18 protein-coding genes are annotated in these 16,266 nt (G+C 64.9%); 10 read left to right on the top strand and 8 right to left on the bottom strand.

The genetic code is table 11. The features are described 5' to 3' along the window. Positions 1-94: 94 nt before the first annotated feature. Genes IVB05_RS29940 through IVB05_RS29925 form a run of 4 tightly spaced genes read right to left on the bottom strand, consistent with a single transcriptional unit; the run spans position 95 to position 3,916 of the window. A complete protein-coding gene (locus IVB05_RS29940; RefSeq protein WP_247779582.1) occupies positions 95-841 on the bottom strand; it encodes an ABC transporter ATP-binding protein in 747 nt (248 codons plus the stop codon). Next, a complete protein-coding gene (locus tag IVB05_RS29935) occupies positions 838-1,671 on the bottom strand; it encodes an ABC transporter ATP-binding protein (RefSeq protein WP_247779581.1) in 834 nt (277 codons plus the stop codon). Before IVB05_RS29935 ends, IVB05_RS29940 begins: the two co-directional genes overlap by 4 nt. Then, entirely contained in the window at positions 1,668-2,999 is a 1,332-nt protein-coding gene (livM, locus tag IVB05_RS29930) for a high-affinity branched-chain amino acid ABC transporter permease LivM (RefSeq protein WP_247779580.1), read from the bottom strand. The genes IVB05_RS29935 and livM overlap by 4 nt, the downstream gene beginning before the upstream one ends. Beyond that, on the bottom strand, positions 2,999-3,916 hold the full coding sequence (locus tag IVB05_RS29925) for a branched-chain amino acid ABC transporter permease LivH (protein ID WP_108516515.1): 918 nt from the start codon (positions 3,914-3,916) through the stop codon (positions 2,999-3,001). Before IVB05_RS29925 ends, livM begins: the two co-directional genes overlap by 1 nt. A gap of 275 nt (positions 3,917-4,191) precedes the next feature. Here IVB05_RS29925 and IVB05_RS29920 point away from each other — a divergent pair, with 275 nt between their 5' ends. Both IVB05_RS29920 and IVB05_RS29915 read left to right on the top strand, forming a co-directional pair. Continuing rightward, positions 4,192-4,359, top strand: a complete 168-nt coding sequence (locus IVB05_RS29920) for a hypothetical protein (RefSeq protein ID WP_190241861.1) — start codon at positions 4,192-4,194, stop codon at positions 4,357-4,359. Positions 4,360-4,603: 244 nt separating this feature from the next. Then, positions 4,604-5,107, top strand: coding sequence for a hypothetical protein (locus IVB05_RS29915; RefSeq protein ID WP_247779579.1), 504 nt, complete (start codon positions 4,604-4,606; stop codon positions 5,105-5,107). On the opposite strand, the gene IVB05_RS29910 is transcribed toward IVB05_RS29915, so the two are convergent. The 4 genes from IVB05_RS29910 to IVB05_RS29895 all read right to left on the bottom strand — a co-directional run bounded on the left by IVB05_RS29910 (position 5,104) and on the right by IVB05_RS29895 (position 9,111). Beyond that, the gene (locus IVB05_RS29910) at positions 5,104-6,360 is read right to left on the bottom strand and encodes an MFS transporter (protein ID WP_256472597.1); all 1,257 of its coding nucleotides are present in this window, start codon (positions 6,358-6,360) and stop codon (positions 5,104-5,106) included. The genes IVB05_RS29915 and IVB05_RS29910 overlap by 4 nt on opposite strands. Before the next feature lie 90 nt (positions 6,361-6,450). After that, positions 6,451-6,843, bottom strand: a complete 393-nt coding sequence (locus IVB05_RS29905) for a carboxymuconolactone decarboxylase family protein (protein ID WP_247779578.1) — start codon at positions 6,841-6,843, stop codon at positions 6,451-6,453. Positions 6,844-6,952: 109 nt separating this feature from the next. After that, positions 6,953-7,735 (bottom strand): 3-oxoadipate enol-lactonase, encoded by a 783-nt coding sequence (gene pcaD / locus IVB05_RS29900; RefSeq protein WP_247779576.1) that lies wholly within the window; start codon positions 7,733-7,735, stop codon positions 6,953-6,955. A 20-nt stretch (positions 7,736-7,755) separates the two neighbouring features. Beyond that, positions 7,756-9,111 (bottom strand): 3-carboxy-cis,cis-muconate cycloisomerase, encoded by a 1,356-nt coding sequence (locus IVB05_RS29895; protein WP_247779574.1) that lies wholly within the window; start codon positions 9,109-9,111, stop codon positions 7,756-7,758. Positions 9,112-9,285: 174 nt separating this feature from the next. Between IVB05_RS29895 and IVB05_RS29890 the strand changes: the two genes are divergently transcribed. The 8 genes from IVB05_RS29890 (at position 9,286) to IVB05_RS29855 (ending at position 16,212) form a co-directional block, all read left to right on the top strand. Next, positions 9,286-9,732 carry a carbon monoxide dehydrogenase subunit G gene (locus IVB05_RS29890; protein WP_247779572.1) on the top strand — a complete coding sequence of 149 codons (447 nt, stop codon included), beginning with the start codon at positions 9,286-9,288 and terminating at the stop codon, positions 9,730-9,732. 207 nt (positions 9,733-9,939) lie between these two features. Beyond that, entirely contained in the window at positions 9,940-10,419 is a 480-nt protein-coding gene (locus IVB05_RS29885; protein ID WP_247779570.1) for a (2Fe-2S)-binding protein, read from the top strand. 43 nt (positions 10,420-10,462) lie between these two features. Continuing rightward, positions 10,463-11,266, top strand: coding sequence for a xanthine dehydrogenase family protein subunit M (locus tag IVB05_RS29880; RefSeq protein WP_247779569.1), 804 nt, complete (start codon positions 10,463-10,465; stop codon positions 11,264-11,266). Positions 11,267-11,318: 52 nt separating this feature from the next. Next, positions 11,319-12,224, top strand: coding sequence for a MoxR family ATPase (locus IVB05_RS29875; protein WP_247779567.1), 906 nt, complete (start codon positions 11,319-11,321; stop codon positions 12,222-12,224). Positions 12,225-12,349: 125 nt separating this feature from the next. Beyond that, positions 12,350-13,555 (top strand): VWA domain-containing protein, encoded by a 1,206-nt coding sequence (locus IVB05_RS29870; protein ID WP_247779566.1) that lies wholly within the window; start codon positions 12,350-12,352, stop codon positions 13,553-13,555. A gap of 13 nt (positions 13,556-13,568) precedes the next feature. Further along, positions 13,569-13,898, top strand: coding sequence for an XdhC family protein (locus tag IVB05_RS29865; RefSeq protein WP_247779564.1), 330 nt, complete (start codon positions 13,569-13,571; stop codon positions 13,896-13,898). Beyond that, positions 13,895-14,611, top strand: a complete 717-nt coding sequence (locus tag IVB05_RS29860) for an XdhC family protein (protein ID WP_247779562.1) — start codon at positions 13,895-13,897, stop codon at positions 14,609-14,611. The genes IVB05_RS29865 and IVB05_RS29860 overlap by 4 nt, the downstream gene beginning before the upstream one ends. Further along, on the top strand, positions 14,608-16,212 hold the full coding sequence (locus IVB05_RS29855; protein ID WP_247779560.1) for a molybdopterin-binding/glycosyltransferase family 2 protein: 1,605 nt from the start codon (positions 14,608-14,610) through the stop codon (positions 16,210-16,212). The genes IVB05_RS29860 and IVB05_RS29855 overlap by 4 nt, the downstream gene beginning before the upstream one ends. Positions 16,213-16,266: the final 54 nt, after the last annotated feature.

Genomic DNA, 16,266 nt, shown 5'->3' with positions numbered 1-16,266 from the left:
GATTTTACGGCGAAGTCATCGGCAATTTTCGGGCAAATCCACGATCCGTTCGCCGCATCTTGCCGCAGCACGCGCCAAGGGCAGGCGGGGAGCATTACTCCCGCCGGCCGCCCTCCAGATAGGCGGCGCGGATTTCCGGGCGCTGCAGCAATTCGCTGCCGGTTCCGGACAGGGTGATCAGGCCGTTGACCATGACATAGCCGCGATGGGCGAGTTTCAGCGCGTGGTTGGCGTTCTGTTCGACAATCAGAACGGTCAGGCCGTCCTGCCGGTTCAGGGTCCGGATCGCATCGAAAATCTGCCGCGCGATCAGGGGGGCCAGCCCGAGCGACGGCTCGTCCAGCATCAGCAGGCGCGGCCGGCTCATCAGGGCCCGGCCGATCGCCAGCATCTGCTGCTCGCCGCCGGACAGCGTGCCGCCGCGCTGGGTCATGCGTTCCTTGAGCCGCGGGAACAGCGCGAAGACGCGCTCCAGGCCGCTCGCCCGATCGGCCTCGCTGCTATCGGTCGCGTCGGCGCCCATCTGCAGGTTTTCCGCCACGCTCATGCGCGGGAAGATGCGGCGGCCCTCGGGGGACTGGGCGATGCGCAGCCGCGCAATCTCATGCGTCGGCACGTCGGTGATGTCCTGGCCGTCGAATTCGATCCTCCCTGCGCGGGCGCGGGGCCGGCCGAAGATCGTCATCATCAAGGTCGACTTGCCGGCGCCGTTTGCCCCGATCAGGGCGACAATTTCGCCGGCGTTGATGTCGAGATCGACGCCCTTCAGCGCCTCGATCTTGCCGTAGGCCGCGCGCAGCGAGCGGATCGCGAGCAGGGGCGTCTTCGATGGGGCAGTCACGTTCCGCTCTCCATCACGGCGATGGCTTCTTCCTCGTCGGCGCCGAGGTAGGCGGCGATCACCTTGGGATCGTCGCGGATCTGTTGCGGCGTGCCTTCGGCGATCTTGACGCCGTGGTCCATCACCACGACGTGGTCGGAGATTTCCATCACCACGCTCATGTCGTGCTCGATCAGCAAGATCGAGGTGCCCTGATCGGCGCGGATCGAGAGCAGCAATTCGCTTAAAGCGGCGCTTTCGCGCGCGTTGAGGCCGGCCGCCGGCTCGTCGAGGCAGAGCAGCGCGGGCTGGGTGCACATCGCACGCGCGATCTCCAGACGCCGCTGGTCGCCATAGGGCAAATTGCCGGCGGCATCGTCGGCACGATCGAGGAGCCCGATGCGGTCGAGCCAGGTCCGCGCCAGATCGATCGCGGCCTGCTCGGCCTTGCGCCAGGACGGTGCGCCGATCAGGCCCAGAAACGTCAGCCCGGAGGCGCGCATCAGCGCGTTGTGCTGCGCCACCATCAGGTTTTCCAGCGCCGTCATGCCGGGAAACAGCCGGATATTCTGGAAGGTGCGCGCGACCTTGGCCAGCTTGGAAATCCGGAAATCGTTCAGCCGTTCGAGCTGGATGGCGGGGCCGTCATTATGCGCGAGCCGCATGGCGCCTGATGTGGGCTTGTAGAAGCCGGTGATGCAGTTGAAGACGGTGGTCTTGCCGGCGCCGTTCGGCCCGATCAGCGCGGTGATCTTGCGCCGCTCGGCATTGAAGGAGAGTTCGTTGACGGCGACGATGCCGCCGAAGCGCATCGACAGGCGATCGACGGATAGGATGTGGTCGTCGCTCATCCGTGGCCCTCCTTGACGAGGTCGGACGAGATCGCTTGCTGGCGCTCGAGGAACACGGTCGGCGCGCGGTGGCCGATCAACCCGCGTGGCCGCCAGATCATCAACAGCACCATCGCCATGCCGAACACCAGCATGCGGTACTGGTCGAGCCCTCGAAACAGTTCGAAGCCGCCGATCATGGCAAGTGCTGCAAGCGCGACGCCGAGTTGCGAGCCCATGCCGCCCAGCACCACGATCGCCAGCACCAGCGCCGATTCATGGAAGGTGAAGGATTCCGGGCTGATGAAACCCTGTCTGGTCGCGAAGAACGCGCCGGCAAAACCGCCGAACATCGCTCCTGTCGCAAACGCGGTCAGCTTGGTCGTGGTGGTGTTGATGCCGAGCGCGCGGCAGGCGACTTCGTCCTCGCGCAAGGCTTCCCAGGCACGTCCGATCGGCAGGCGGCGCAGGCGGATCGTGACCCAGTTGGTGAGCAGCGCCAGCGCCAGGATCAAATAGAACAGGAACACGATGCGGTGCGTCGGCGAAAATTCGATGCCGAGCCTGGCCGCAAGCCCGTCGTCGCCGGGCGTGAGCGGGATGCCGAACAGGGTCGGACGCGGAATGCCGGTGACGCCGTTCGCCCCGCCGGTCAGGCTCTGCCAGTTGATGATGACGAGGCGGATGATCTCGCCGAAGGCCAGCGTGACGATGGCGAGATAATCGCCGCGCAGCCGCAGCACGGGAAAGCCGAGCAGCACGCCCCAGAAGGCGGCGAGGATGCCGGCGAGCGGCAGGCAGACCCAGAACGACAATCCGAAATTGGTCGCCAGCAGCGCGTAGGAATAGGCGCCGACGGCGTAGAACGCGACATAGCCGAGATCGAGCAGGCCGGCGAGGCCGACCACCACGTTGAGCCCCCATCCGAGCATCACGTAAGTCAGCACGAGGATGGCGAGGTCGAGAATGTAGCGCTCGTCGTAGAACAGGACCGGCACCAGAAACGTGAACACCAGCAGCACCGGCGCGACCATGCGTCCGGCGAACGAAAGCGCCGACTTCACTGAAGCGGGGACCACCCTGACGGTCTCGACCGGTCCCCACCATTGCCGCAGCAGCTCGACGAGGATGCTGCCGCCGAACACGGCCGCGACCATGGCGGCGAGGTCGCCGAACCGCGTCCAGTAGGTCAGTTGTCCGTCCGATCCCGCTTCGGTGCGCACGCCGATCATCAGCGAAAACAGCACCAGCGCCACCAGCGCGCTGATCAGCGCTTTCTTGAAGATGAAGGCGGCGCCCGGAACGCGCGAGGTTTGGGCGGCGGGGGGTGCGCTCACGCGGCCGTCCATCAGACTTTTTCGACTTCGGGCCGGCCGAGCAGGCCGGTCGGAAGGAAGACCAGAACCACGATCAGGATCGAGAACGCGGCGACGTCCTTGTACTCGACCGAAAAATAGGCCGACCACAGCGTCTCGATCAGGCCGATCAGAAGCCCGCCCAGCATCGCACCGGGCAGCGAGCCGATGCCGCCGAGCACGGCGGCGGTGAACGCCTTGATGCCGGCGACGAAGCCCATGAAGAAGTCGACCAGCCCATAATAGAGCAGGTACATCATGCCGGCGACGGCGGCCAGCGCGGCACCGATCACGAAGGTCATGGAGATGGTGCGGTCGACGTCGACGCCGAGCAGCGAGGCCATGGTCTGGTCCTGCTCGCAGGCGCGCATGTCGCGCCCCAGCCGGGTGCGCGATACCAGCCAGGTGAACAGCGCCAGCAGCACCACGGTGGTGATGACGACGATGATCTGGACGTTGGAAAGCTGCACCACGAAGCCTTCGGCGCCCTCGTGCAGAGTATAGCCGCCGGTGATGATCGGCGGCACCGGTTTGACGCGCGCGCCCTGCGCCACCTGGGAATAATTGGTCAGCACGAATGACATACCGATTGCGGAGAGCATCGGCGCCAGGCGGAACGAGTGCCGCAGCGGTCGGTAGGCGATGCGTTCCACCGTCCAGCCATAGAGCGCCGTGATCGCCATCGATACCAGCAGTACCACCAGCAGGATCAGGGGGATGGCGGTCAGGCCGAACGAGACCAGGATCAGGAACGTGATCAGCGCGATGAAGCCGCCGATCATGAAAATATCGCCATGGGCGAAATTGATCATGCCGACGATGCCGTAGACCATCGTGTAGCCGATGGCGATCAGGCCGTAGATCGAGCCGAGCACGAGGCCGTTGATCAGTTGCTGGGCGAAATAATCCATGCGCTGCCGTAGTTAGAGCCGCGACGCGGCGAGAGCTCCGGCAGCCCGATGCGACGCGTCGTGTCGTTTTCTAACAGGTGGGAACCGGGGGCGGCAACAGCGCCGGCTGCGGCTTATTTGGCTTGTACAGAGCTAGTTTTTCAGCACGGGTTCCCGCTTCACAGTGCTGCCACGCCTTTGCCGCGCAATGATCGCGGCGGAACCGGCGTTCCCTTGCAACGAATGCCATGCCCCTCCGTTTACTCCGGCTATGGTCAAACAACGGAGATCCCTTAATGACCAATCAGAACAATCCGGGCCAGCAGAACCAGAACCCGGGCCAGAAGCCCGGCCAGCAGCAGCAGGGTGGCGGCCAAAAGCCGGGCCAGCAGCAGCAGGATCCAGGCCGCGAGAAGCCGAACCCCAACCGTCAGGGGAAGCAGATGCCCGATCAGGACAGCTAGCCGGACGGGTGAGTGAGTAAAGAAGGCCCTGCCGAAAGGCGGGGCTTTTCTTTTGTGGCGCTCGGCCCGCCACCGTCGTGGCCGAACTCGTGCGATGAACCCTCGGGTCAAGCCGGAGGCAAATGGGTGGTCCGGGAAATTAAGGTAAACAAATGGTTTAAATTGCCGCTGGCAGTTTGGGGGAGTTACGTCGCTCCCTCGATCCGCCGCCTCAGCTCGGGCCGCGGACCAGGCGGGAAGCGGCATGATCGGAAACTGGCGGATCAGCACATTCAACGGCGCGCTGCTGGCGGCCTATTTCATTCCGGCATGGACCATCATCGCCTTCAAGATCGTCATTTCGCCGATCCACGGTCTCTATGATCGGCCGAACATTTCGCTGGCGCTGTTCGTCAGCGATCACCTGCAGCTTTCCGGGATGGCCACCGTCCGCGTCGCCTTGCTGTTGGCGCTCGCCCGCATGACCGTGGTGGCGTTCCTTGCAATGTTTCTGGTTTTCATCACCCGCGCGTCGATCCGCAAGGCCGGCGGCTGCGACGAAGCGCTCGGCATGGCGCTTGCGATCGGCAGTGTAATGAGTTTTGCCGGCGTGGTGATGGCCTCGCAGGGCGGCGAGACTTCAGCGCTTCGGCTGCATGCAGCCGAACTCCTGATGATGCTCGGCACGGTTATCGTCATGCTGATCGAGCGGCCCGCGCCGCCGCAGGCCGACGCGGCGCCCGCCGGGCTGACCCTTCAACAGACCTAGCTCGGCGACGAGCCGCTCTTTGCCGCGCGGCGATACAGGACGCACAGAAAAGCCAATAGCACGGCGGCCGACACGCCGAGCGACCAGTGAATGCCGATCGCGGCACCAGCGAGGCCCACGGTAATGCCGCTGAAGGCCCGCATGCCGAGCCCGGCCATGTTGAACAGGCCGACAACACGGCCGCGGATGTCGGCGGGGGCATTGATCTGGACCAGCGCCTGCGCCATCGTGTTGAACGATAGCTCGAAGAAGCCTGCGGCAAACAGCAACGCGATCGCAAGCGTATAAATCCCGACGGACGCGAACGCGAGCAGGGACAGGCTCCATAGAATGGCCAGCACGATGGCTGTCCGGGGGTCAGGCTTGAGCCTTCCCCACGCTTCGAGCGCGATACCCGCCAGCAGCGCGCCGGCGGCGTCAGCGGCCAGCAGCACGCTGTAGGACACGCCGGGATCGCCGTGCCCGAGATCGCCGGCAAAACCCGGCATCTGGGCGTGGTAGGCGTTGCCGATCATGAAGGATGTCAGCCCGGCGAGCAGCGTCATCGAGGTCAGGACGCGCTGCGTGCCGATGTCACGGATGGTCTGCATGATGTCGGCAAACCCGCGGACCGGGATGCGCCGGGGTGCGGCGTCCTTCGCTCTGGTCGGCGCCCGGAACAGCCAGAGCAGCATCGGCAGATAGAACAGCGTGTTGAAAATGATGCCGTGCGATGGACCGAGCGCCAGCATGATGACGCCGCCCACGGCCGGACCGACCAGGATGCCGAGATAGCGCGCCGTCGCGTTCAGCCGCACCGCGCTTGGCAGATTGGCGGGGCCGACGATGTCGTAGAGCAGCAACTGGTTCGGCGTCTGCCACAGCACGCCGGCGCAGCCATGGATGACCAGCAGCAGCATCGCGTGCCACATCTCAAGCGTGTCGGTGATGAAGAAAAATCCCCACCCCGCCGAGGCCACGATGAACAGCAGCATTCCGCACTGGATGATGCGGCGCGGATCGAACCGGTCGGCCAGCGAGCCTACGGCGACCGAAAACAGCAGGAACGGAAGCCAGTGCGAGAGCACCGCAAAGCCCGCCAGCGCGGGGGAATGGAATTTCTGGAACACCACCCAATAGCTGATCACGTGCTCGATATTGTCGGCCATCATGGCCAGCACATAGGCGGCGAACTGGGCACGATAGGGCGATGACCTCATGGCCGCGAACGAGCCGGAAGCCGCCACGGGTTTCGTCGAGGGTTCGGAATTCAAGATATCACCTGGGCAGGACTTCACCGGCTCGGCGCTACAATGCTGCCGACCCGGCATTTGCTCGCGCCGATACACGCAGTCGTATGCGAGCTAGCTCTTCAGCAAACCCATTTCGGCGATGATCGCGCCCGCTTCCTTGACGGCGTGGTTGGCCGCCGGCACGCCGCAATAGATCGCCTGCTGCAGCAGGATTTCCTTGATGTCCTCGGGCGTGAAGCCGCCTTCGGCAAGGGCTGCGCGCACATGCAGGCGGAATTCATCCCACTGCCCGAGCGCGACCATGGTGCCGATCACGAGCACGCGGCGGGTGCGGTGGTCGAAATGCGGCCGGGTCCAGATATCGCCCCAGGCATAGCGGGTGATCAGGTCCTGGAAATCGGTGTTGAACGCGTTGCGGTTCTTGATCGACTTGTCGACCCATTCATTGCCGAGCACCTTGCGGCGTTGCGCCATGCCGTCGTCGCGGCGTTGGTTGTCGTCCATTGTACGTTCTCTCCCCGTCATTGCGAGCGAAGCGAAGCAATCCATGTCTCGGCAAGCGGTGAAATGGATTGCTTCGCTTCGCTCGCAATGACGTCTTTGGTTGCGGAAACTAGCGTTGCGTCAAAAAGCCCACCAGCGCGTCGGTGAAGGCGTGCGGCTGCTCGACGTTGGAAATATGCGCCGCATCGAGGATGGTCATGCTGGCGCCGGGAATCCGGCTGCGCATGAATTCGGCGTCCGCGACCGTCGTCGACATGTCGTGGCGGCCGGCGATGACCAGCGTCGGGCTCTTGATCCTGGGCAGCAACTCGCGTTGGTCGAGCGTCGACAGCGCCTCGCAGCAGGCGATGTAACCCTCGACCGGCGTGGTCAGCATCATCGCCTTCATGTTGGCCGCGATCTGCGGTTCGCGTTCGCGAAAATCCGCCGTCAGCCAGCCCGCCATCACGGCGTCGGCGACCGCTACGATGCCGCCTTGCTTCACCGCCTTGATGCGGTCGTTCCAGCGCGTCGGGTCCGGGTAGTGGCAGGTGGTGTTGGCGAGCACGATCTTGCCGAATCTGTCTGATGCGTTGGCGCCCAGCCATTGCCCGACCATGCCGCCCATCGACAGGCCGCACCAATGGGCCTTTGCGATGTTGAGGTCGTCGAGGATCGCCAGCACGTCGCGGCCGAAACGCTCCAATGAATAGGGGCCGGGCGGCACGCTCGACTTGCCGTGACCGCGCCGGTCGTAGCGGATGACGCGGAACATCTGCGTCAGCGCCTTCATTTGCGGCTCCCACATCTGCATGGTCGAGCCCAGCGAATTCGACAGCATCAGCGTCGGTCCGCCGTCGCGGCCTTCGACGGATACGTTGAGCAGGCACCCGTCGGCGTCGATCATCGGCATCTGGAGTTCTCCGGTCTCTCTTATTTGTCGTCCAGCGAAGCGAGCAGGCGGTCGATCAGGGCCTGCGAGGCGCCCTGATAGGCCATCGGCTCGAACAGTGCAGTGATTTTATCAGCGCTGAGCTGTGCGGTGACCTTGGCGTCCGCCGTCAGGACATCGCGCAGATGTTTCTTGTCTTTGACCGCTTTCTTGCTCGCCGCTTCGATCAGATGATGCGCGTCGCTCTTGCCGATCTTTTCGGCCAGCGCCATCGTCACCGCCTCGGCCATGATAAGTCCGTCCGTCGCGTCGAGATTGACACGCATGCGCACCGCGTCGACTTCCAGCCCCTCGGCGATATCTACAATGGCCGCCAGCCCGCCCGAGGTGACCAGCAGCAGCGTCGGCAGCGTCGACCATTCCGCGTGCCAGGGACCGGCGCTGCGCTCATGGTCCTGCACCTGCGCCGCAAAGATCGTCGCTGCGAGATTGGGGGCCATGGTGGCCGCCGCCAGCGCGCTGGCTGCCGCGACGGGATTGCGCTTGTGCGGCATGGTGGAGGAGCCGCCGCGGCCTTCGCCCGAGGGCTCGAAGGCTTCGCCGACATCGGTCTGCATCATCAGCGAAACATCGCGCGCGATCTTGCCGCAGGTGCCGGCGATAATCGCGAATACCGAGGCTGCGTCCGCGATGCGGTCGCGGTGGGTGTGCCAGGGCGCGTCTGATAGCGGCAGCTTGAGTTCCGCGGCCAGTCGTTCTGAGACCTGCATTCCCTTGTCGCCGAGGGCGGCGAGCGTGCCGGCGGCGCCGCCGAATTGCAGCGCCAGCGTCTCGCTGCGCACCCGCTGCAGCCGCAGCTTCGAGCGATGCAACGCCGCGGCATATTCGGCGAGCTTCAGGGCGAACGGCATCGGCAGCGCATGCTGCAGCCAGGTGCGGGCGACCACCGGGGTTTGGCGGTGCTGGCGCGCCAGTCCGGCAAAGCCCGCGATCGCGCGATTGGTGTCGGCGAGCAGCGCGTCGATGCCGGCGCGAAGGCCGAGCATGGCGCCGGTATCGATGACGTCCTGGCTGGTCGCGCCCCAATGGACATAACGCGCCGCCCCTGCATCCACCTTGGCGACGTTGGCCGTCAGCGCCTTGACGAGCGGGATGGCGAGATTGCCGGACCTCGTCGCGGCGTTGGCCAGGTCTGCGAGGTCGAATGATTCGGCCCGGCACGCATTCGTGATCGGGCCGGCGGCGTCAGCCGGAATCACCCCGGCTGCGGCCTCGGCGCGCGCCAGCGCTGCCTCGAAATCCAGCATGTTTTGCAGGGTCGCGGCATCGTCGCAGATCGCGCGCATCGCCGCGCTCGACAGCATCGGAGCCAGCAGGGGGGAAAGGGACGTGCTCATCTGTGCGCGACCTAACCATTACGGCCTGTCGCTGCCAATGCCCTTGTCAGGCTGGCTCTGCTGCACTTGCGAATATGCATCGCTCATGGCGTCAGGCGGCCTTCCTTTTGGCCCGGGCGTGCTTTACTTGGGGGAGATCAGTTTCGATCTAAGGCGATCCAGGAGGCACCCCCAATGGCCATGACGATGAACGGCGAAGTCCAGCTTGCGGCGTCGCGCGAGGCTGTGTGGGCCAAGCTGAACGATCCGGAAGTGCTGAAGGCCTGCATCCCCGGCTGCGAGGAGCTGGAAAAGACCGAGGACAACGGCTTCCGCGCCACCGCCAAAATGAAGGTCGGGCCGGTCTCCGCCCGCTTCAAGGGCAAGGTCAATTTGACCGATCTCGATCCGCCCAACGGCTACAAGATCTCGGGCGAAGGCGAGGGGGGTGTCGCCGGCTTTGCCAAGGGTGGCGCCACCGTGGCGCTTGCCGAAAAGGATGGCGGTACCCTGTTGAGCTATAATGTCGAGGCCCAGATCGGCGGCAAGCTCGCCCAGCTCGGCCAGCGCCTGATCAACGGCGCGGCCAAGAAACTGGCCGACGAGTTCTTCGCCAATTTCGCCAAGGCCGTGCAAGGCTGACTCCTGTGCAGGGCTGATTCCCGTGCAAGGCTGATTCTGACGCAGGCCTCAAGCCCCGTCCCGCAGTCCCGCCAGGTCCATTAGGCATGCCCCAGACGAGGGGCTCCTGAGGTTGCTCATTACCGGGATGGCCCATATTATGGCATTTGGAATGACTTTAAACGCCTGCGCGGCCGATATGCGGCGGTGCAGCTCAAGAGAGTGCTGATGGCCAAGATTTCCCTGATCGTGAACGGTAACCCCGTAAACGCCAATGTCGATCCCCGTACACTGCTGGTCCAGTTTCTGCGGGAAAATCTGCGGCTGACGGGCACCCATGTCGGTTGCGACACCTCGCAATGCGGCGCCTGCGTCGTGCATCTCGACGGCAAGGCGGTAAAATCCTGCACCACGCTCGCGGTCATGGCGGACGGCCATGAGGTCCGCACCATCGAGGGCCTGGCCGCCGACGGCGCGCCGCTGCATCCGATGCAGGAAGCTTTTCGCGAGCACCACGGCCTGCAGTGCGGCTTCTGCACCCCCGGCATGATCATGACCGCGGTCGATCTGGTCAATCGCAAGGGGCATGATCTTTCGGACCAAATCATCCGCGAGGAGCTCGAAGGCAATCTGTGCCGCTGCACCGGCTATCAGAACATCGTCCAGTCGATCGCCGCCGGCGCCAAGGCGATGGCCAAATCCGCTTAATCGACAAATCGATTTCATCGCGACCGCGATCAGGAAGTTCTCAATGTACGAATTCAAATATCATCGCCCGGCGACCGTGCGGCAGGCCGCCAATCTCCTGGTGAAGAACGAAGACGCCAAGGTGATCGCCGGCGGCCACACGCTGGTGCCGGTCATGAAGCAGCGGCTCGCCAGCCCGCCGCATCTGGTCGACCTCTCCCATATCGAAGGGCTCGACGCCATCGAGATGAAGGGCCGTGCGCTGGTGATCGGCGCCACCGCCAAACATGACGCCGTCGCGACGTCGCCGATCGTCGGCGAAGCCATTCCGGCGCTCGCCGAACTCGCCGTCGGAATCGGCGATCCCGCGGTGCGCCACAAGGGCACCATCGGCGGCTCGCTCGCCAACAACGACCCGACCGCGGATTATCCCGCCGCGGTGCTCGCGCTCGGCGCCACCATCGTCACCAACAAGCGCCGCCTCAAGGCGGAAGAGTTTTTTCAGGGCCTGTTCACGACGGCGCTCGAGAGCGACGAGATCATCACCAAGGTGATGTTCCCGCTGGCGAAGAAGGCGGCCTACATCAAGTTCCGCAACCAGGCTTCGCGCTACGCGCTGGTCGGCGTGTTCGTCGCCAAGCGTCCGTCCGACGTGCGCGTCGCCGTCACCGGCGCGGGCTCGGACGGCGTGTTCCGCGCCACCGCGTTCGAGGAAGCGCTGAAGAAGCGTTTTTCGCACAAGGTGCTCGACGGCATTTCGGTGTCTGCCGATGGCCTGAACAGCGATCTGCACGGCAGCGCCGAATACCGCGCGCACCTGATCGGCGTGTTGACGCGCCGCGCCGTCGAAGCCGCGACGGCGAAGTAAGTTTGCCGATTACCGGCGTATCGAGATTGACTTTCCCAGGACAGGTTTGCCCATGAGTGCATCGGCGTTGCCCAAATCCGTCGATGGCATGCTCGAGCTGTTGACCTCGCGCGGCTATCTGGCCGAGCGGTCGCTGGCGACGGTCACGTATCTCTCGCTGCGCATGGGCCGGCCGCTGTTTCTCGAAGGCGAAGCCGGCGTCGGCAAGACGGAGATAGCAAAAGTTCTGTCGGCGGCGCTCGGGCGCAAGCTGATCCGCCTGCAATGCTACGAGGGGCTCGACGTCGCCTCCGCCGTCTACGAGTGGAGCAGTGCGGCGCAGATGATCGCGATCCGGCTGGCGGAAGCCGCCGGCGATACCGATCGCGAGCAATTGTCGTCGGATATTTTCGCCGAACGCTTCCTCATCAAGCGCCCGCTGCTGCAGGCGCTGGAGCCTGACGTCGCCGGTGCGCCGGTGCTCTTGATCGACGAACTCGACCGCGCCGACGAGGCGTTCGAGGCGTATCTTCTGGAAATCCTCAGCGACTTCCAGGTCACGATTCCCGAGTTCGGCACCATCAAGGCGCCGCAGCCGCCGATCGTCATCATCACCTCGAACCGCACCCGCGAGATTCACGACGCGCTGAAGCGGCGTTGTCTCTATCACTGGGTGGATTACCCCGAGGCCGAGCGCGAACTGGCGATCGTCAAGTCGCGCGTGCCTGATATTTCCGCAAAGCTGTCGCAGCAGGTCGTCCGCTTCGTGCAGGCGCTGCGCGACCAGGATTTCTACAAGTCGCCGGGCGTGGCCGAGACCATCGACTGGGCCACCGCGCTGACCGAGCTCGACGCCCGTTCGCTGACGCCGCAAATGGTCGGCGATACCCTCGGCGCGCTGTTGAAATACCAGGACGACATCGCGCGGATGCAGGGCGATACGCTGCAGAAGGTTTTGAAGGAAGCGACGAGCGACTGACTCGTCATTCCGGGGCGCGCCACTTGGCGCGAGCCCGGAATCCATCGAGCCGCATGGGCGCTGAGGAATGGATTCCGGGCTCTCGCTGCGCTCGCCCCGGAATGACGACGGAAGTTGGTTCGACCATGACCACCATCGATCATCTCAATCCCCCCACGGGCCACATGGCCGATAACGTCGTCGGCTTCGCCCGCGCGCTGCGTGCGGCCGGGATTCCCGTCGGTCCCGGCGCCGTGATCGATGCGCTCAACGCGATGCAGGCGATCGAGATCGGCAACCGCGCCGATGTCTACGCCACGCTGGAGGCGATCTTCGTCAAGCGCCATGAGCACATGCTGATCTTCGCGCAGGCGTTCGACCTGTTCTTCCGCGCCGCCGAAGACTGGAAGCACATGCTGGATTCGGTGCCGCTGCCGGACCACGCCAAGAAGAAGCCGCCGCCGGCCTCGCGCCGCGTGCAGGAGGCCTTGGCCCAGCCGTCGATGCGCGACGAGGCCGAGCAGGTGCAGGAACAGGAACTGCGGCTGTCGGTCTCCGACAAGGATATCCTGCAGAAGAAGGATTTTGCGCAGATGAGCGCGGCCGAGATCGCCGAGGTCACCCGCGCCATTGCCAACATGAAGCTGCCGCAGGCCGAACTGCGCACCCGTCGCTACCAGCCCGACGCCAAGGGGTTGCGGCTCGACATGCGCCGCACGCTGCGCAGCTCCCTTCGCACCGGCGGCGAGATCATCGACATCAGAAAGCTCGGCCGGATCGAGAAGCCGGCGCCGATCGTGGCGTTGCTCGATATATCTGGGTCCATGAGCGAGTATACCCGTCTGTTCCTGCATTTCCTCCACGCCATCACCGACGCCCGCAAGCGCGTGTCCGTGTTCCTGTTCGGCACGCGGCTCACCAATGTGACGCGGGCGCTGCGGGCGCGCGATCCGGATGAAGCGCTGGCGAGCTGTTCGTCGTCGGTCGAGGATTGGGCCGGCGGCACCCGCATTGCGACCTCGCTGCACAGCTTCAACAAATTGTGGGGCCGCCGGGTGCTCGGGCAGGGCGCGATCGTGCTTTTGATCTCCGACGGGCTGGAGCGGGAGGCCGACGCCAAGCTCGCCTTCGAGATGGACCGGCTGCATAGGTCTTGCCGGCGCCTGATCTGGCTCAACCCGCTGCTGCGCTACAGCGCCTTCGAGGCCAAGGCGCAGGGTATCAAAATGATGCTGCCGCACGTTGACGAATTCCGCCCGGTGCATAACTTGACATCGATGGAAGGGCTGATCGAGGCGCTTTCCGCGCCGCCCCCGCCGCACCATCGCAGCCTGATCCGATCGGCAGCCTGAAGGAGGTTCTCCCATGCTCAACCGCGACGAAGACATTCTGCAGGCCGCCGAGAACTGGCAAAAAGCCGGCCACGGCGTGGCGCTGGCGACGGTGGTCGAGACCTGGGGCTCCGCGCCCCGGCCGGCAGGCTCCAGCCTCGTCATCAACGATGAGGGCACCTTCCTGGGCTCCGTCTCCGGCGGCTGCGTCGAGGGCGCCGTCGTCACCGAGGCGCTGGACGTGATCGCCAGCGGCAAACCAAAAATGCTGGAGTTCGGCGTCGCCGACGAGACCGCCTGGAATGTCGGCCTGTCCTGCGGCGGCACTATCCGCGTCTTCGTCGAGAAGGTGGGCCAGTCGTGAAGCTCGAAACACTCACCCAAGTCAACGCCGAGCGCGCTGCGCGCCGGCCTGTCATCGTGATCACTGATACTGCCAATGGCGAGCAGCGGCTAGTGAAGGCCAAGGATATCGCGACTGATCCGTTGAGCGCCGAACTCTCAAAGCAGCTCCGCATGGGCAAGAGCGGCATGATCGAGAGCGGCGGCAAAAAACTGTTCCTCAACGTCTACGCGCCGACGGCACGCCTCGTGATCGTCGGAGCGGTTCATATCAGCCAGGCGCTGGCGCCGCTGGCGCGTTCGCTCGATTACGACGTGACGGTGGTCGATCCGCGCACGGCCTTCGCGAGCCCGGAGCGTTTTCCGGACGTGCCGCTGATCGCTGAATGGCCCGACGTCGCGTTGCCGCCGCTCAACGTCGATCACTACACCGCGTTCGTCGCCGTCACGCATGATCCCAAGATCGACGATCCGGCGCTGCTGCATGCGTTCGAGCGCGACTGCTTTTATATCGGCGCGCTGGGCTCGCGAAAGACCCATGCCAAGCGCGCCGAGCGGCTGAAGGCGCAGGGCGCTTCAGATGCCGACTTCGCCCGGATCCATGCGCCGATCGGCCTCTCCATCGGCGCGGTGTCGCCGTCGGAGATCGCGGTCGCGATCATGGCCGAGATCACCGCCGAGCTGCGGCTGCCCAAGGAAGGCGAGAAGCAAACCGCAAAGGTGCAGGCGGCATGAAGTTCGGTCCCGCCAGTCCGGCCGACGCGATTGGCGGCGTCACCGTCCATACGCTGCGGCAGGGGTCGCTGGTGCTGAAGAAAGGCACCACGATCGGGCCGGCCGAGGTCGAGGCGCTCAACAAGGCAGGCGTGAAAGAAATCGTCGTGGTGCGGCTGGAGGAGGGCGACGTCTCCGAAGACGTCGCGGCCGCCAGCATCGCGCAGGCTGTTGCTGGCGAGGGCGTCAATGTCGAGCGCGCCTTTACCGGCCGATCCAATCTATTCGCTGCGCAAGCCGGCGTGCTGGTGGTGGATCGATCAGCGGTCGACCGCATCAACGGCGTCGACGAAGCCATAACTTTTGCGACGCTCGCTGCCTTCAAGCCGGTCGTCGAAGGCGAGATGATCGCGACGGTCAAGCTCATTCCGTTCGGCGTCGAGGCGAAGCTGCGCGATGCCGCCGTTGATGTCGCGGGCAAGGGCGCGCTGCGGATTGCGCCTTACACCATCAAGAAGGTCGGCGTGGTCTCGACCCTGCTGCCCGGGCTTTCGCCCAAGGTGATCGACAAGACCTTGCGGGTGACGGCGGAACGGCTCGCGCCGGCGGGCGCCAGCATCATTGCCGAGCGCCGCGTGCCGCACGATGAGGCTGATCTCGCGGCATCCATCAAGGAATTGCTCGGCCTCGGCGCTGAACTCGTGATCGTGTTCGGCGCGTCCGCGATCGCCGATCGCCGCGACGTGATCCCGGCTGCGATCACCGAAATCGGCGGCGCGATCGAGCATTTCGGGATGCCGGTCGATCCCGGCAATCTGCTGCTGATCGGCAGCGCCGGCGGCGTGCCGGTGCTGGGCGCACCGGGCTGCGCGCGCTCGCCGGTGGAAAACGGTTTTGACTGGGTGCTGATGCGCCTTCTCGCCGGGCTGAAGGTCACGCGCGCCGAACTCACCGGTATGGGCGTCGGCGGCCTCCTGATGGAAATCGTCACCCGGCCGCAGCCGCGCACCGTTGCCGATCTCGAAGCCAACCGCAATGTCGCGGCAATCGTGCTTGCCGCCGGGCGCTCGACCCGGATGGGCGGTCCCAACAAGCTCTTGGCCGAAATCGACGGCAAGAAGCTGGTGCGGATCGTCGCCGAGCAGGCGCTGGCGTCGAAAGCGAATGACGTGATCGTCGTCACCGGTCATCAGGCCGATCTCGTCGAGCAGGCCTTGGCGGGCCTCAACGTAAAGTTCGTCCGCAATCCGGATTTCGCCGGTGGCCTGGCGTCCTCGGTCAAGGCCGGCATATCAGCGGTGCCGGAAAACGCCGACGGCGCCGTCGTCTGTCTCGGCGACATGCCGCTGATCTCCGCAAAACTGATCGACCAGTTGATCGAAACCTTCGCGCCGGACCGCGGCCATCTGATCGCCGTGCCCGTCAGCGACGGCCGCCGGGGCAATCCCGTGCTATGGTCGCGCCGCTTCTTCAAGGAGCTGATGACGCTCGACGGCGATATCGGCGCCCGCCATCTGATCGCCAAGCACGCCGAAGCCGTCGCCGAAGTCCCGGTCGATGGCCAGAGCGCGTTTCTCGATATCGACACCCCGCAGGCGCTGGAGGCGGCGCGAGGATCGTAGATCGTAGGGTGGGCAAAGCGAAGCGTGCCCACCATCCTTTCACGATCGCAGAGA

It is taken from the genome of Bradyrhizobium sp. 170, assembly GCF_023101085.1.
Taxonomy (GTDB): Bacteria; Pseudomonadota; Alphaproteobacteria; order Rhizobiales; family Xanthobacteraceae; genus Bradyrhizobium.
The sequence above is the reverse complement of the archived record's forward strand: the minus strand, read 5'-3'. Positions and strand labels throughout refer to the sequence as shown.